This window comes from Pseudoalteromonas shioyasakiensis, from assembly GCF_001550135.1.
In the GTDB taxonomy this organism is placed as follows: domain Bacteria; phylum Pseudomonadota; class Gammaproteobacteria; order Enterobacterales; family Alteromonadaceae; genus Pseudoalteromonas; species Pseudoalteromonas shioyasakiensis.
In genome coordinates this window covers 457,571-473,771 of record NZ_LRUE01000024.1, presented here as the reverse complement: position 1 = coordinate 473,771, position 16,201 = coordinate 457,571, and the positions used below count along the sequence as shown (strand labels likewise).

15 protein-coding genes are annotated in these 16,201 nt (G+C 39.8%); 6 read left to right on the top strand and 9 right to left on the bottom strand.

Going from position 1 to position 16,201, the window contains the following annotated elements:
* Positions 1 to 139 precede the first annotated feature (139 nt).
* Together PASHI_RS21110 and PASHI_RS21105 are read right to left on the bottom strand one after the other, a co-directional pair.
* The gene (locus PASHI_RS21110) at positions 140 to 1,477 is read right to left on the bottom strand and encodes an ankyrin repeat domain-containing protein (RefSeq protein ID WP_054563599.1); all 1,338 of its coding nucleotides are present in this window, start codon (positions 1,475 to 1,477) and stop codon (positions 140 to 142) included.
* 300 nt (positions 1,478 to 1,777) lie between these two features.
* Positions 1,778 to 2,371: an MlaC/ttg2D family ABC transporter substrate-binding protein gene (locus PASHI_RS21105; RefSeq protein WP_062566938.1), complete on the bottom strand. Its 594-nt coding sequence runs from the start codon at positions 2,369 to 2,371 to the stop codon at positions 1,778 to 1,780.
* A 235-nt stretch (positions 2,372 to 2,606) separates the two neighbouring features.
* Between PASHI_RS21105 and PASHI_RS21100 the strand changes: the two genes are divergently transcribed.
* Positions 2,607 to 3,143 (top strand): acyloxyacyl hydrolase, encoded by a 537-nt coding sequence (locus PASHI_RS21100; protein ID WP_062566937.1) that lies wholly within the window; start codon positions 2,607 to 2,609, stop codon positions 3,141 to 3,143.
* A gap of 39 nt (positions 3,144 to 3,182) precedes the next feature.
* Complete coding sequence (locus tag PASHI_RS21920) at positions 3,183 to 3,329, top strand: DUF2897 family protein (protein ID WP_082389286.1); 147 nt, start codon at positions 3,183 to 3,185, stop codon at positions 3,327 to 3,329.
* A gap of 33 nt (positions 3,330 to 3,362) precedes the next feature.
* Here PASHI_RS21920 and PASHI_RS21095 read toward each other — a convergent pair whose 3' ends face one another.
* Both PASHI_RS21095 and bamC read right to left on the bottom strand, forming a co-directional pair.
* Positions 3,363 to 4,730, bottom strand: coding sequence for a YjiH family protein (locus PASHI_RS21095; RefSeq protein ID WP_062566936.1), 1,368 nt, complete (start codon positions 4,728 to 4,730; stop codon positions 3,363 to 3,365).
* A gap of 71 nt (positions 4,731 to 4,801) precedes the next feature.
* Positions 4,802 to 5,863 (bottom strand): outer membrane protein assembly factor BamC, encoded by a 1,062-nt coding sequence (bamC, locus tag PASHI_RS21090; protein ID WP_058586243.1) that lies wholly within the window; start codon positions 5,861 to 5,863, stop codon positions 4,802 to 4,804.
* A gap of 368 nt (positions 5,864 to 6,231) precedes the next feature.
* On the opposite strand from bamC, the gene PASHI_RS21085 reads away from it, so the two are divergent.
* Both PASHI_RS21085 and bcp read left to right on the top strand, forming a co-directional pair.
* A complete protein-coding gene (locus PASHI_RS21085) occupies positions 6,232 to 6,765 on the top strand; it encodes a glycine cleavage system transcriptional repressor (RefSeq protein ID WP_054553746.1) in 534 nt (177 codons plus the stop codon).
* A 10-nt stretch (positions 6,766 to 6,775) separates the two neighbouring features.
* The gene (gene bcp, locus PASHI_RS21080) at positions 6,776 to 7,255 is read left to right on the top strand and encodes a thioredoxin-dependent thiol peroxidase (RefSeq protein ID WP_062566935.1); all 480 of its coding nucleotides are present in this window, start codon (positions 6,776 to 6,778) and stop codon (positions 7,253 to 7,255) included.
* A gap of 718 nt (positions 7,256 to 7,973) precedes the next feature.
* Here bcp and queE read toward each other — a convergent pair.
* Positions 7,974 to 8,639: a 7-carboxy-7-deazaguanine synthase QueE gene (gene queE, locus PASHI_RS21070; protein WP_062566933.1), complete on the bottom strand. Its 666-nt coding sequence runs from the start codon at positions 8,637 to 8,639 to the stop codon at positions 7,974 to 7,976.
* A 122-nt stretch (positions 8,640 to 8,761) separates the two neighbouring features.
* Here queE and queC point away from each other — a divergent pair, with 122 nt between their 5' ends.
* A complete protein-coding gene (gene queC, locus PASHI_RS21065) occupies positions 8,762 to 9,442 on the top strand; it encodes a 7-cyano-7-deazaguanine synthase QueC (RefSeq protein WP_268795049.1) in 681 nt (226 codons plus the stop codon).
* A gap of 40 nt (positions 9,443 to 9,482) precedes the next feature.
* Here queC and PASHI_RS21060 read toward each other — a convergent pair whose 3' ends face one another.
* The 4 genes from PASHI_RS21060 to PASHI_RS21045 all read right to left on the bottom strand — a co-directional run bounded on the left by PASHI_RS21060 (position 9,483) and on the right by PASHI_RS21045 (position 14,071).
* Positions 9,483 to 11,657: an exonuclease domain-containing protein gene (locus tag PASHI_RS21060; RefSeq protein WP_062566932.1), complete on the bottom strand. Its 2,175-nt coding sequence runs from the start codon at positions 11,655 to 11,657 to the stop codon at positions 9,483 to 9,485.
* 66 nt (positions 11,658 to 11,723) lie between these two features.
* Complete coding sequence (locus PASHI_RS21055) at positions 11,724 to 11,912, bottom strand: DUF3185 family protein (RefSeq protein WP_054553751.1); 189 nt, start codon at positions 11,910 to 11,912, stop codon at positions 11,724 to 11,726.
* Positions 11,913 to 11,987: 75 nt separating this feature from the next.
* On the bottom strand, positions 11,988 to 13,397 hold the full coding sequence (locus PASHI_RS21050) for a sensor histidine kinase (protein WP_062566931.1): 1,410 nt from the start codon (positions 13,395 to 13,397) through the stop codon (positions 11,988 to 11,990).
* Positions 13,397 to 14,071, bottom strand: a complete 675-nt coding sequence (locus PASHI_RS21045) for a response regulator transcription factor (protein ID WP_062566930.1) — start codon at positions 14,069 to 14,071, stop codon at positions 13,397 to 13,399. The genes PASHI_RS21050 and PASHI_RS21045 overlap by 1 nt, the downstream gene beginning before the upstream one ends.
* 175 nt (positions 14,072 to 14,246) lie before the next feature.
* Here PASHI_RS21045 and PASHI_RS21040 point away from each other — a divergent pair, with 175 nt between their 5' ends.
* Positions 14,247 to 16,190, top strand: a complete 1,944-nt coding sequence (locus PASHI_RS21040) for an LTA synthase family protein (protein WP_062566929.1) — start codon at positions 14,247 to 14,249, stop codon at positions 16,188 to 16,190.
* The last annotated feature ends 11 nt before the right edge of the window (positions 16,191 to 16,201 follow it).

Sequence of the window (16,201 nt, the reverse complement as noted above, 5' to 3'; positions counted from 1 at the left end):
ATGACTTCGCTAAAAATCAAGTAAGGAATTAACATGAGTATTTTTTCAGGCAAAGCCTAAATGATGATAACCACCTACTGAAGTAGGTGGTTTAGGGCCGAAAACAAAAACGGCAACCTAGGTTGCCGTTTTTTTGCGTTCACACCAACTCTGCTAAGGTGGCTAGTGCGACAATACTTGCCAGACCCACTTGGCCAATTAAGCTAAATAATGAGAACAGCCTTAAAATAAACAGCCCCCATGGATGGCGAATATGCGGGTAAAGCGCACAGCGTTTCAAGCTTGTGGCAAAGAAAAAGCATAAGATCGAAACCAGCGTAAAGCTCAGCGTTAACTCACTTTTAATAGCAATGCTATCGTCAAAAAAGAAGAACAACTGCACAGGTAGTAACACAGTTACAATCGCATGTAGTAAGTGCACTTTTTTAACGCGATCAAACTGCCCTTCTGGCGAAAGCTCTTTAATGCCAAAGTCATGCTCAAGGCACTTTACTAAGTTATCCGCTTTAATGCTAACTGCTAGTCGGTAGCAACTTAGACCGTCGTTGTTACGAACTCTAAAGTCATAGCCCGCTTTTAAAAGCAATACCAGTAAAGGTCCATTCTCGGCTAATACAGCGTAATGTAATGCTGTATTCCCTTTATTGTCTTGGGCCTTCTTATCTTGATGTTCAAGTATTGTTTCAACAACATTCACATAGCCTTTTTCAGTAGCCCACATAAACGCAGTTTTACCATTTTCGTCAGCTAATGCCCCGGTTGCGCCTTGCTCAATAAAACGCTTTGCCATGGTTTGTTTAGCATTTTCGTGGCTTAAGTGGGCAAGTAAAGCTTGTTCAAGTAACGATGCTGAATCAACATCAGGTGATACAAGTTTTAGTAAGGTGAAGTAATCTTCACCGTGAGCAACTTTTTCAGCCGCAAGCGCTGTTAATGGTTCAAGATCAGCCACTGAATCAGGAATAAAACCACTAAAACGCTCTCTAAAGTCAACTTCGGTCCACAGTTCTAATACATCGTCCGCAGACATTTTCGCACCGTGATTAAGTACATGTTCAATCACAGTAAAATAGCGACGATTAAATAACTGGTGGATGAGAGTTATAGGCGTTTTAACAGCCGATTGAGCAAATGCGCTAGCGTACTTCTCTAAGCGCTGGCATAACATTAAAACAAGACTTTCAGGGGTGTAGTCGTTTTCTAAAAAATGCGTTTTCATAGCATTAATATAATGCAACGCAGCTTCATCAAACTCAGAAATATGTTGGAAATAACACTCTTCAAACGGTTCAAGAGGAGTCAACCAAGTAAGGTAGTAAATAGGCGGAAGAACCGTCGTACACACACCGTCATCTTCATTAGTAGAACGACATGCCGGCCAAGCTTCTAAAGCATCTAAAATATAGGCCCCGTTTTGCTCAGCTAATCCTTTGATTAGTAACGGGTATTCCTTTGGCCAAATCAGTACATTTTCCATTAAAAAAACACAACTCCGCTGCACATTATTCGATGTCTTATTAAGCAACTAGTTATAGCAAAATTTAACTGACAGTTTGCTTAATATTGCGACCAATAACACAGTATCTGAACAGATACTTTGGTAAACAAGAAAAGTAGCATGATTCTACCACAGAGGGTTACAGGTGCTAGCGCAAAGTAGGTGATTTTTAAAGAAAATAGAAAAGCAGCGGCACATGGACGGTACTCACTGCTTGGTTGGAGACTGAAAGTAGCTAAAATGCTCGATGAGGTGAAGGTAATCGAGCTTTTGGCTAACTTACTTACTTGCTAATTCGCTTGTGACTTCGTCAATACCTACTTGACTGATGCGCTGCAATACTTCTTTTTGCTTCGCGCTTAACAGTGAAATACCTTCAGCAACGATATCATATACTTTCCACTGCTTATCTTTGCCTTGACGTAATTTAAAGTGCAGATCGATGGCTGGCGCATTGTCATCAACAATTTGCGTTTTAACAGTTGCATAACCATCGTCGATGAGCTGCGATTGATCAAAAATAACTTTTTGGCCTGTGTATTTCATTAGTGCGCCGGCATAAGTTACTGTTAAGTAATGCTCAACCGCAGCAATAAAATCAACAGCTTGCTCACGGCGTAGGCCTTTAATGTGCTTACCTAAAAGCTTATACGATACAAACTTAATATCCATGTGCGGCAATAAGCGTTTTTCTACAATGTTCGCCATTGCTTCTGAGCTTGCATCGCCTTTTGCATTTACATTTGCGATATCAACAAATAAATCTGCTGTGACTGATTCTAATAGTTGCTTAGGCGAGCGGTCTTCACTGGCAAAAGCAGTTGCAGTAAAAAGCGCAGCAATTAGCAAAAATGAATTAACTAGTTTGGTCATCGTATTCACCTCTCAACGAAAATTTTCGCTAATATACCGATATTAAACCCATAAAAAAAGAAACAATCCGACACCGTTTTAATGCCAATTAAGCACCAATCGATTTTTCCCATTGTTTTCAGTTAATTGCTAAAAAATATGAGCATGTGCACAGCTTCTGTGTTTTTACGCACATTGAAAAGTTCTTACCTCCGCCCTTATCTACTTGCTCACAGTCATAATGAGAAGTACCGAGATGAAACTAAAACACCCACTAAAAGCACTTATGTTAGGTGTAGCCGCCCTACTAGCAACACCGACTTATGCTGCTTCAAACCATGGCTATGCCGTTGATTACATTCAAGGTGAAGGTGATGTAAAAGGCTTAAAGCTAGCCTACCAATACCATATCCCCAATGAAAAGCTGCCCTTTCAACACGCCCGTTTGTACTTCGAGTCTAGTTTTAATATTTGGCAGTATGGCAAAGACAATAAACATCAAACAAATATCGTGTTAGCTATGTCTCCGGTGATCCAATACCCTATATTTAATGTGAAAAACATACCTGTTTATGTAGAGTTTGGGATTGGCGTTTCACTGTTGGATGACACCCATTTTGCTGGCAAAAACGTTAGTACTCACTATCAGTTTGAGGATAGATTGGGTTTAGTTACAGACTTAGGTGACAACTCAACCTTAGCACTTAGATATTTACATTACTCAAATGCGGGTTTCAAAAGCCCAAACCCTGGCCTTGATTTTATTTCACTGTCTTATGCAAGACGATTTTAAGTGCTACTATATCGCTGTGTATATCGGCAGGATTTCAAGATGGAAACTTGGCAAATTATAGCCATTGTTGTTGCCGTATTTGGTGTAGTAATTGGTAACCTTATGTTGCTAAAACATGCAGCAAAAATGGACTTCAAAGTGCCTAAAAGCGATGATAATGAAGATAAAAAAAGCCCTGATGAATAATCAGGGCTTATCTATTTTAGACTTCAGCTTAGTTTACACTAACCAATGTGCCATTAAGACAATCACCGGTAATGTCACTAAGGTTCTTAAAATAAAGATAAAGAACAATTCAATAATATTAACCGGGATTTTGCTACCTAAAAGCAGTGCACCTACTTCCGACATATAAATCAATTGCGTCACACTCATTGCAGCAACGATAAAGCGTGTTACATCACTTTCGATACTGCCAGCGGCAAGAATCGACGGAATAAACATATCAGCAAAGCCAACCATAATTGTTTGTGCGGCAGCTTCAGCTTCTGGGACTTGCAATAGCTCTAAGAATGGTACAAACGGTTTGCCCATATATTCAAAAATTGGCGTATATTCAGCAATAATCAAGGCAAATGTGCCTACAGCCATAACCACAGGTAATACTGCAAATACCATATCAAATGCGTTATGTAAGCCTTCTTTTACTGTACCAGCAAAACCCGGCGCAGTGCGCGCTTTAGCAAGCGCCACATCAAGTGAATGAGAAACTAATGTTTTACCTTCAGGCACTGATTCTGCGTCTTTATCAGGCTCTGTTCCATCTACATAGAGGTCTTTTTTAAAGCGTAGCGGTGGTAAACGAGGCACAATTAATGCGGCTGCTAAACCCGCTAAACACACAGTTAAATAGAAAGGTGCGAAAAGGTGCTCAAGCTTTACTTGGCCTATAACAACTAAACAAAAAGTGATTGATACAGCAGAGAAAGTGGTACCAATAATAGCCGCTTCGCGCTGCGTATAATGTTTATCTTCATACTGACGAGCGGTCATCAAAATACCCACACTGCCATCGCCTAACCATGATGCCACACAGTTAACCGCACTTCGGCCTGGCACACCAAAAAGTGGGCGCATAACTTTAGTTAATAAGGTACCGACTAGCTCTAACAAGCCAAAATTTAGTAATAACGGTAATAGTAAGCCCGCTAAAACAAACACAGAAAACAATACTGGCAACAAGTCGTTTAACACAAGAGCACCGGTATTACCGGAAATAATCATTTCTGGCCCTTGTTTGGTGTAGGTCAGAACGATAAAAACCATACCCAGTAATCGAACACTCAGCCAAAGCCAGCTAACATCAAATAAATGTTTAATTATAAAGAACTTAAGTAATAGCTGCGGTTTAAACAACTTTATCACTAAAGATAAAATACCGGTGATACAAACAATGCTGGTAATTAAACCCAGTGCAAATGGGCCAATCCACTCTTGCACTGCTTTTGCCATAACAGCAATCGGAATGGTCATTGCTTCACCTATGGGTACCGGCGTCATAAACAAGAAGACACCTATAAGTGAAGGAACGAAAAAGGTAAACAAGGTTCGCAAGTCACTGCGATTTGCTGTGTTTAAGTTAGACATATTTTCAACCTGTAAAAACCACAAAAAGAGCGGCTAAGCTCTTTTTGTGGTGGTTTTGACTTTTTTAATTATTAAATATTGATACCGCGCTGACGCAGTGCATTTTCTAATGCTTGCTGGAGGTCATTCATTGTACCAGGCTCTAATGTCGAACCTTCAGAGTCCATCCAAGTTAAACTTGTGCCGCCATCATTGGTGCGGCTAACAAGAATTTGGTATTGGCCATCTTCAATTGGAAGTTCAGATAATTCTTCGCCCCAAATTGAATCCCATACGCTTGACTCAGGCTTTTTGTAATCAGCCGTGATCAAACCACGCTCTTGGTCAATCTCTACGATGGTGAAAGATAAGCGTTCTAAGAAACCAGAGAAACGATCAAACACCATGTTGTAATCTTGCTCTGTAACCAGTGCCGCATTACCTTTGTTATCAAAGCCCATTTCTAATGAAATAATGCCTTGTTGTTTACGCATATCAACTTCAAGTTGACGGTAACGATAATCAAACTCTGCAATCACTTGGTTTAATGCACGAACTTCAAGCTGTTGTTGTAGTAATGGTGTTAACGGTACTGAGTCACTTTTATAATCAGCAAGCTTAGAGGTTAACGAAGCTGTACGCTGATGCGACTTTTCTTCAATTGTGAAGATAAAGCGCTGCTGTGATACTTCAGTTTCAGTTTCCCAGAACCAACCTTCTTCAGGTTTAATAATGGCATACCAACCTGTTTCAATTGAATTAGAGGCTTTGTCTTCTTTTAAAGCGGCGGTATTTTTTTCTGCTAAAACAGCTTTGATAGAATCCCAGATAAATACATCTAAATCTTCGATACCATCGTTTTTATCAAAATAAACACGTGCTTCTGTGTCACCTTCTTCAACCCAAGTACCTTGAGCAATGGTAATTACTTGCGCTGGCGGACGGTAGTTTTTAGCTTCAGGATTGTTGTCGTATTGCGCAACATCCATTTTATAAGTTGGATCTTGAGCTGGTTGCGCTAATCCTGCTGGAGCTTTCACCGCTTCGTTAGCACGATAATTGCGTTTGTGGTGCGCTTCATCGGTGAATACACCGCACCCTGTTAAACTTACCATTACGCTTACAGCAAGCGCCTTTGAGATCCAATACTGCACAGATATTTCTCCTTAGCAAACCCTTAATTTTTTGAACAAATATATGAGTGGGTAATGCCGATTTGGTTCACTGTAAAATCACTTTTAACTTTACATTTATTGTTTTTATGCAAAAAACCCGAATAGATTGGGCTAGCGTAACGTATTTGATTGCTTATCGCCTTGCAAAATTTTAACTATGGTACTTTCTGATGCCCCTAAAAACAAGAAAGAGCGCACTTTATTCACGGCTTAATTAATCGCCGCTATCGTTAACGGAGCAAATTATGTTAAACTTCGCCGCCGTGCGGTATTAAACTCACGTGAAATCAAAGCTTATTTAAGCTTATATCCATTGGTATTGTTATTTACTAGGTATTTAAAATTCCATGACTGCTTTTACAAATCATCAGATAGTGCTCACTGCGATTGGCGAAGATAGACCCGGTATCGTTAGCGAATTAACTCAGTTAGTGAGTGATTGCCATTGCAATATAATTGACAGTCGCATTGCTATTTTGGGCAACGAATTTACCTTTATCATGCTATTAGCAGGTGATATGTCGGCAATTAGCCGTATTGAACATACATTGCCAACTAAAGGTATGGAACTTGGTCTTTTAACCATGATGAAACGCACCGCAAGCCATGTTGCATGTGAATTTTGTGCCGGTTACACCCTCGAATACACAGGTATTGATACACCAGGAACATTAAGTAAAGTTACGCGCTTTTTTGCTGATAACAACATCAGCATTTGTTCTCTCAAGTCAGACACTTATGATGAAGATGACGAGCTTAAAATGCGCTGCGAACTCGAGTTTAATATTCCTGTTGAAGTCGATATTGATAACTTTAAAGTGAGCTTTGAAGATCTTTCTCGTAGTTTGAACGTAGATTATATTTTCAGACGCATTCGCTAAGGAGCAAAGCATGAAAACAATTAATCCATTACAAGCAGGCGATACAGCCCCTGCTTTTAGCTTACAAAATCAGAATGACGAAACTATCGCGCTAGCTGATCTTTTAAAAGAGCAGCAAGTACTGGTTTATTTCTACCCTAAAGCGTCAACACCAGGTTGTACTGTACAAGCAGAGAACTTACGTGATGAAAAAGCTGAGCTTGCTAAATTAAATACGCGTGTTGTGGGTATCAGCCCAGATCCAATCAAGCGTTTAAAGAATTTTGAAACCAAAAAAGAGCTTAACTTTGATTTACTAGCCGACGAAGATCACGCGATTGCTGATGCCTTTGGTATTTGGGGCTATAAGAAGTTTATGGGTAAAGAATACGAAGGAATTCATCGTATTAGCTTCCTTGTAGGCCAAGACGGTAAAATCAAACATGTGTTTGATAAGTTCAAAACTAAAGACCATCATCAGGTGGTGTTGGACTATTTAGCGCAGAATTGATAGTTACGAGTTACGAGTTACGAGTTACGAGTTACGAGTTACGAGTTACGAGTTACGAGTTACGAGTTACGAGAACATAGTAAAAAAGCGTTGCCATGGTGCAACGCTTTTTTTGTTTTTAAGGCCACTGACTCAATTGACATACTTATATAAATAGCAGATAAAATAGGAATAAATTTAGGTTTAAAACAATTATATTGTTCACTACAAGTTACCTAACTAGAACGCTTTATGCAGTGCTTTCAAGAGCCAAAAAGTATAGGGCTACCGAAAAAAGAGAGCCTTAACTATGCTATTAAAAGAAAAGTTAGTTATTTTATTGGGTGTTATTTGGTTCTCATTAGGAGTGATCTTTGTTATCGGTTTCGAGCCAATTGAAAAATTGTTAATATGCCTAGGCTTCTTTATATACTTTTATAGATATATATATGCTTTTATTCTTAATAAAAGCATATATGCCCCTCACACAGGTCAGGAGATCCCTTCTGTGCCTGAAAACAAAATATTGAGATTAGTATTATTTTTTCTTGGAATTTTTTCTTGTACTGGATCAACTTTCTTTGTTGGTTAGGGTGGAGTTACGAGTTACGAGGAACATAGCAAAAAAGCGTTGCCATAGTGCAACGCTTTTTTGTTTTTAACTAGAAATATTAAACCCCGTGTCTACTTTATCGGGGTCAGATCAGACGGCTGACGGCTGACAGCTGACGGCTAAACCCTAGCTAATTCCTAAATACTTATGTACTTGAACCGATAAACGCCAGTTCTTTGCAATACAGGTTTCAATGGCAAGTTTGGTTGCTGAGGTTTTTTGGCTAATTGGTTGTAGATACACTAAACGCGGATTCACACCTGTTTTTAAGAATAAATCTTCGAGCTCTTCCACATGCTTTTGCATTGCCACTGGGTGTTTAATCTCATCAGCACGCTGCATTGCACTGCGTAATACTTTATAGCCACCACGCATATTAATTTTTGGTGATACAGTCACCCATGTCTGCTCAGGGACTAAAATTTCAAATGTACCGCTGGTTTCAATTTGAGTCGAATAGCCATTTGCGTGTAATAATTCACACACTGGATTTAGGTCGTACATGCAAGGCTCACCACCAGTGATCACCACATGCTTTGCGTTGTAGCCACGGTCTTTAAATAGCGCTAACACTTGCTCCGCTGTTGCTTCTGCCCAATGATCTGAGTCTGCTTTTTTCTCAACGGTGTCATCAAGTGACACTTTATATACATTATCAACGTCCCATGTTTGTTTTGTATCACACCAAGCACAACCCACAGGGCAGCCTTGTAAACGTAAAAAGATTGAAGGTGTACCCGTAAAACTCGCTTCACCTTGAATTGTTTCAAACACTTCGTTAATTTTGTACAAAAGACATCTCACTTACGACGCAACGGTATAAAATACATACCATCAAAAAAACCAAAAACACGCGCAAAAATTGTTATTTAGGCCCGAGCCGTGTAGTATATCGCGCCCTGAAGTAAACCTCTATCAAAAGTAAGAGCAAAACAGATATGACGCAAAAAGTAGTTGTGATTTATTCCGGCGGTATGGACTCATTTACCGTATTAAATAAAGCCCTGCAACAAGGCCACGAAGTATATGCCCTGTCTTTCGACTACGGCCAGCGTCATGTTAAAGAGCTTAAAGTAGCTGCTCAAGTATGTGAAAAGTTAGGTGTTTCTCATAAGATTGTTGATATTTCAGCGATCAACCAGTTGATTGGTGGCTCATCACTAACTGATGATATCGAAGTACCAGAAGGTCACTACGAAGAAGAAAGCATGAAGAGCACTATTGTGCCTAACCGCAACATGATTTTATTATCACTTGCTGTGGGTTATGCGGTGTCTTTAAAAGCTAGTAAAGTTTATTACGGTGCCCATTCAGGCGATCATGCAATTTACCCGGACTGCCGTCCTGAATTCGTACAAAAAATGGATGATGTTTGCCGTATTGCCAATTACGACGCTGTTGAAATTTTCAGCCCGTACTTAAACAATACCAAAATCGACATTTTGACAGACGGTTTAAAAATGGGTCTTGATTACAGCCAAACGTGGACCTGTTATAACGGCCGCGATAAAGCCTGTGGTAAATGTGGCGCCTGCCAAGAGCGCTTAGAAGCCTTTGCTTTAAATAACGTTACTGACCCTATCGAATACGAATAACCTTATTTAGAATGGGGCAGGTTAAGTTTAAAAGGCGAGTTTAACTCGCCTTTTTTGACTGTGTTTGTTGAATCAGATTTAACAGTTCTGCTGTGGCAGTTGCATCAGCTAACGCTCTATGATGATTCGTTAAATTCAATTCAAAATGTGCCGCTAAGTTACCGAGCGAATATGACTTAAGCTTTGGAAATGCTTTTCGTGATTCAACTACGGTACATAACTTTGGCATTTTAAAGCCTTGCCCGATTGCACTGTATTCTTTGCGAATAAAGCCGTAATCAAAATTTACATTATGGGCAACAAATACACTGCCTTTTAATAGTGAGCGCAGGGTATCCGCAACCTCTGCAAAGCGTGGCGCATCACGTACCATAGCGGCGTTTATCCCCGTTAACTTGGTAATAAAGGCAGGAATACTGCGCTCAGGATTGATTAAACTCGCCCATTGGTTGATTACTTCGCCCGCTTGTAACTGCACAACCGCTATTTCGGTAATTTTATTATTACCTTGAACACCACCTGTGGTTTCTATATCCACCACACTGTAAATTCGATTCGGATCATTAAACCAATTTACCGCAACGATATTCACTGCAAAGCCATGTTGTTTTAACACCTCAATACTGACAAGTTGGTTACGTCTTAGTTTGTCGCCAGGGGCTTTCACTTCTTCAAAGGTGAGCTTATCCTCTTTAAGCACCATCAAATCTGGGTAGCCATCTTTAAGCTGCTTAAAGGTTTTTGTCATTTGTAGTAAATGCGCTTTTAAATTTGTCAGCGGGCTGTGTTTTATTAATACCTCTAGCGGCTCTAACATATCGCTGTGCCACATAAACACGCTATTGGGGGCTTCGTAAAACTGCCCTGCGTTTTTGCAGATATATTTATACAAGGCTTCATTGCTAGTGAATTTTGCAAGCTTTTGTTCAATTTGTGTTTGTTGCACTGTGTAAAAACAATCAGCAAGCAACACCTTTGGATATAGATCAAATTCATTACACGGCGGATGCGGCGTCTCTATAAAGAGTTCTTGCCAAAACGTTAAGGTAAAAAGACTCAACCAAAGATTATTTTCAGTAAAAAATACCGTATTGCCAAGCTGTTGATAGTGCTCGCACACTCCTTGCTCAACATCGCCTCGGTAAATGTCATCAACCTCCAATTGATGCTCTGTATTAATGAGCATTTGTGTTAAGCGTGAGCGATGTTGCTTGTTATATTTACGCTGTAAAAAGTCTTCCGCAAAATACAAAATGCCATCATCAAGTGGGTCTTGAATAACTTGCTCAAGCTTTTGTTCTACCCAGCTTTTATCACCTTGTTTGTAACGCTGGCGAATTGCCAGCTCTTGCGCTTCACTGCTGCCTTCACAGTGCTCAAGTAACTCAAATGCAAATGCTAAGTCATGCTCTTTAAGCTGCTTATATAAGCGGATCAGTAATTTGTTTTTGATACTCTGGGCTAATTCATCTTCTGAGCTAATGGCTAAAAGTGCTTGGGCTAAGTTCTGATACTCTGTGTGTGACTCGCTTTCTTTGAACTGCATTCGCAGCTTATTTAATTGATAATGCGTTTGTGCTTCGGCTAGTGTTTGAAAACGCGATATGCTCTCATTAACATCACCACGTACTTTTGCAATTCCTAAATCACGCATCACAAAACGATTTTGATGATTTATATCACCGCCACTTAGTCGGCCGCTATGTAAAAACTCAAAGTATTCATAATACTGACTACGGCTATTGACCACGAACTGACTAAACAACGACTCTAATTCACTGTGGTTACGATCAATATGCTCTTTACACAGCTGGGTCAAGCGCTGTTTACTGGCTGATTTTTTGTAATCAGGATAAGTCGCCATTAACTCATCATTTGCTAATAAGGTTAACAGGGTTGGTTTGGTTAAATGCTCAAGCAATAGATCTAATTCATCGCTGCTAGGATGTGCCACCAGCCCTTGCTGCTTTAGCTTAAAAATAGCACCGTGCAGATTAGGGATCTCTTCATAATTTAATGATGACAAAGCAACGATTTTTGGCTTTCGAGAATAAATACGCAGCAAAGTACATAAACTTTGCTCATCAAGCTGAAGGAGCTTTTCAAGAAATAACTGCTGCTCTTCTAAAAGCAGATGCCTGCACTGAGCTTGAATAAATTCAGCAAGCTCAAAGAAGTGACTTAAATAATATTTTGCTGGTAGTTGTGTTTTCATAGCCAAACCCGACACTGTATATAAACACAGTATCAGGTATTAGCTAATTGATTTCAATGTTTGCGGTTATTTAACTTTTAAAATACCCACAATTGCGCAAATTGCGCCCCCGACCATACCGAGCCAAGCTTCAATTGGTGTATCACCACTAAACGTGCGGCTAATTTGCGCACTTGCAGAGTCATAAACGTTATATCCCCATACAGCTAGCGCCACACCAATAACGATTAAAGCAATACCTATAATTTTTCCCATCGTGTTGTTCCTTATTGTTATTAATTTCTTTTTGATAACCTCAGTGTTGCACACATATTAAACGCCTGCAAAGCCTTAAGAAATAATCAAACTAAAGGTTATGTTTTGCCCACTTAACGACACCTGAAGTTCAGCGTCAATTGCTTTACTTAACGCTTTGGCAATAGATAAGCCTAACCCAAAGTTATCATTAGAGGTTCTGGCACTGTCTTTTTGCCAGAGTGGATCAAATAACTGGCTCAAATCGTCTTCTGTTAAAGGTACTTTAAATTCATTTGTAACAGAGAATTGCAGCTTATCCTCTTTCGTCAGTAGCGTGCTTACAGTTACATCACTCTTGTCGGGGCTATATTGCTTTGCGTTATTTACAAGGTTGGTGATGATTGATTCGAGGGCAAATAAATTACTGACAATGGCAGGAATATCATCTTGAAACTCAAACTTAATTCGCTCTAAATCATGTTTTTCTAAGGTACGTAAAATAACCTGATTTAAATCGCATGCATCTTGCTTTTGGAGTGCTTCATCACTGTACTTATGCAGTAGTAATAAGTTCGACACAATACTCTTTAAACGCTGGCTAATTTTTAGCACTTCGGGTTTAAAGTCTGCCTCAAACTCTTTTTCATTTGGAAAACGAATGGCCACTTCAGCCATATTAATAAGCTCAGCTATAGGCGTTTTTAACTCATGAGCGATATCCGAGGTTAAGCGTCTTTCACGAAAATAAAGCTGGCGGTTTTCCCGTATAAAGGCATTTAAGCTATCAACAATGGGTTGCAGCTCTTTAACAGGCTCTTTTATTGTTATCACTGCATTTTTATCAGCGATACTGAGCTGGCTAATATCCCGGTTTAGTTTATTCAGCGGCGCTAAAGAACTGTCGACCGATTTACGCACAAATAGACGAATGAATACGATTACTGACACAGTAGAGACAACAAAAATAACGTCGATGAGCCATAAAACAAAGTCAACTTCTTCTGATGAAGCCGCATAAGCTAAGGTTATGGGTTGTTGCAAAGAGGTGTTAACGCCTTCAATAAAGTCTTCATCATCGTCTAGGTCTAAAGGCGGTATAAAGCGAGTATAAATAACCCGCCCATTGCGACCATCAGGTAACTCGGTATTGATGATTTTTGTCTCTCCAAGCTTTATTTTCTCTAGAGGTAGGTTCTTTTGTGAGAAAAGGTGCAAGCTTTCTGAACGCGCAAAAACCCCAGACTGCGACCAGATTTGAAAATACTCAGTTTCTGTACTGCCAGAAAACTCAGGCATGAATTGCCCTGAAAAATCAAAATCAATTTCTTCTTCGTCAATATCAATCAATGACATAAGCATGCCAGCTTTTGATTTCAAACCACGATTAAATTCGTTATCAATCCAACTATCAACGGCGATATCGGTAGCAACTAAAATACTTAGCACTAGCCCAGTTATAGTAATCGATAATGTGGTTACTAACTTACTGCGAATTGATTTCATTATTTTCCTTGAATGATATAACCAAAACCACGCTTTGTTTGAATAGGTAACTCGCCACCTGCTGCCCTCACCTTTTTACGCGCTGATGATAGGTGCGCTTCAATGGAGTTTTTCGAAACTAAATCATATTGCCCAGCAATATAGGTACTTAACTTTTCAGCTGTGATCACTTTGTTTTGATTACTAAACAAGCACTCAACTATTTTATATTCGTTAGGGGTTAAATCGATAACGGTGTCGTTAACTTGCAAAAGTTTTAATTGTAAGTTTAAAGCCAAGTTATCAATGCGGATCACATCACTGATTGTTTTCAGGCCGCCGCGACGCATTAAATTTAACAACCTTGCATGCAGCTCATCAAACGAAAATGGTTTGGTCAGGTAATCATCCGCCCCGGTGAGTAGCCCTTTCACTCTATCTTCTGGTTCTTGCTTGGCAGATAAAATAAGCACTCGCACGTCGAGCTGCTTTGCTCTTATGGTTTGTAATAACGTAATGCCATCAATACTGGGTAACATAATGTCGAGTATGATTAATTCGTACTCACCAGTCATTGCCATACTCAAACCTTCAGCGCCATCGCCGGTTTCATCAATAGTAAAACCTAGGTTCTCAAGGCCAATTCGTAGACTACGTCTTAATGACACCGAATCTTCTATAATCAACAATTTCATATGTTACTCATTTAGATAAAAACCGTTTTAGCGTCATCAGCTTACGCTTTGAATCTTAAGATTCACTTAAGATTTACTGAAGTTTTTCTAGTTTAGAAAATATTAAGATTACCATAAGGGTTTCTTAAGTTTCGATTCCTAGTATTGCCGTAGTTTCGATTAAGTAAGTACGACTATGACAACAAAACTTTCTGTTTTAAAACCTTTGTTCCGTTTTTCATTAATTTTAATGTCAGTATTTATACTGTCGAGAATTGCCTTACTTGTATGGCAACACCAAAGGTTAGCTGATGGCGATAGCCTAGCCGTTTTATTAGGAGGCTTAAGAGTCGACTTAAGCAGCTTAGGCTACTTGTCAGCCTTGGCTGTTTTAATGTTAGTAGCTGATGTGCTTTTGCGCAGCAAAACCGCTTTATTTCAGCATGTTTTTACTTTTTATAGCAGTATAGTTATAACTTTAATCGTGGTTGTAGAGGCTTCGACTCCCGCGTTTATTACCCAGTACGATGTGCGGCCAAATCGTTTATTTGTCGAATACCTAGACTACCCTCAAGAAGTCTTTTCTATGCTATTACATGGCCACCTATTTGCCATGATAAGCACCTTAATTATTGCAACGCTTAGTTGTGTGTTTGCGTATCGTTTTATAAATGCAGCATTTAGCAAACAGCAAAATGCTAAAACGGTTAGCCAAGTGGTGATACTCGTTACGGCTTTATTAGTTTGCTTAATTAGCGCAAGAGGCACTGTAAGCCATCGCCCGTTAAACCCTGCATTAGTGTACTTTTCAAGTGACTCACTAGTTAACTCCTTGGCACTTAATTCAACTTACAGTGTCGCATTTGCTATTAAGAATATGGGCAATGAAAAAAATGCCAGTAGTTTATACGGTACCATGCCACGTGATGAGATTTTACAAACAGTAAAGCAAGCAGCCTATAAACAGCAGTTTATCACTGAGAAAATCCCTACCCTTGCCAACAACACACCTTTTAACACAGGCAAACAAAAGAATTTAGTGATCATTTTAGAAGAAAGCTTAGGCGCACGCTTTGTTGGCGAACTAGGTGGCATTGGTGTGACTCCTGAGCTCGATAAGCTTTATCGACAAGGTTGGGGCTTTGATAACTTATACGCCACTGGCACACGCTCTGTTCGAGGGATTGAAGCGGTAACAACCGGGTTTACCCCGTCTCCTTCGCGCTCGGTGGTCAAACTTTCTAAATCTCAGCGTAACTTTTTCTCACTTGCTGATGTATTAACCCGCACAGGCTATACCACCCAGTTTATTTATGGTGGTGAAAGTCACTTCGATAACATGAAAAGCTTTTTCTTAGGCAATGGCTTTAGCGATATTGTCGATATTAATGACATGCAAAACCCTGAGTTTATTTCGTCATGGGGAGCAAGCGACGAAGACTTGTTCAATCAAGCTGATATAGAGCTAAGTGAGCTAAATAAATCAGGCAAACCATTTTTCAGCCTTGTGTTTACCTCAAGTAACCACGACCCATTCGATATTCCAGAGGGTAAAGTAACACTGCCTGAAGGCCACGACCCAGAAAACTACAAACGCGATCTAGCAATTAAATATGCTGACTATGCACTCGGTAAATTCATCGCAAAAGCAAAAACGCAAGATTACTGGCAAGACACCGTCTTTTTAGTGGTTGCAGATCATGATGTGCGCGTGTTTGGCTCAGAGCCTGTGCCGCTTAAATCTTTTCACATCCCTGCTGTGATCCTAAATAGTGATATGGATGCAAAGCGCGATACTCGCTTATTCAGCCAAATTGATTTACCTGTTACTTTGTTGTCGTTATTAGGCGTTGAGCAAGCAACCCCCATGCTTGGTTATGATTTAACACAACAATACCCTGTTGAGCGCGCCATGATGCAGTACTACGACAACTTTGCTTACGTAGAAAATGGTGAAGCCGTGATCCTGATGCCAAACCAAAAAGTGAGCTATTGGCGCTATGACTCTACAAGTAAAACGCAAGTTGCCATCGATAACACAGATAGCAGCGTTGAGCTTGCCAAAAAAGCCTTAGCACACGTCTTATTTAGCAATTTAGCTTATACCGAACAGTTGTATCGCTTACCAAATAAATCGTAGCGATGAGGAAT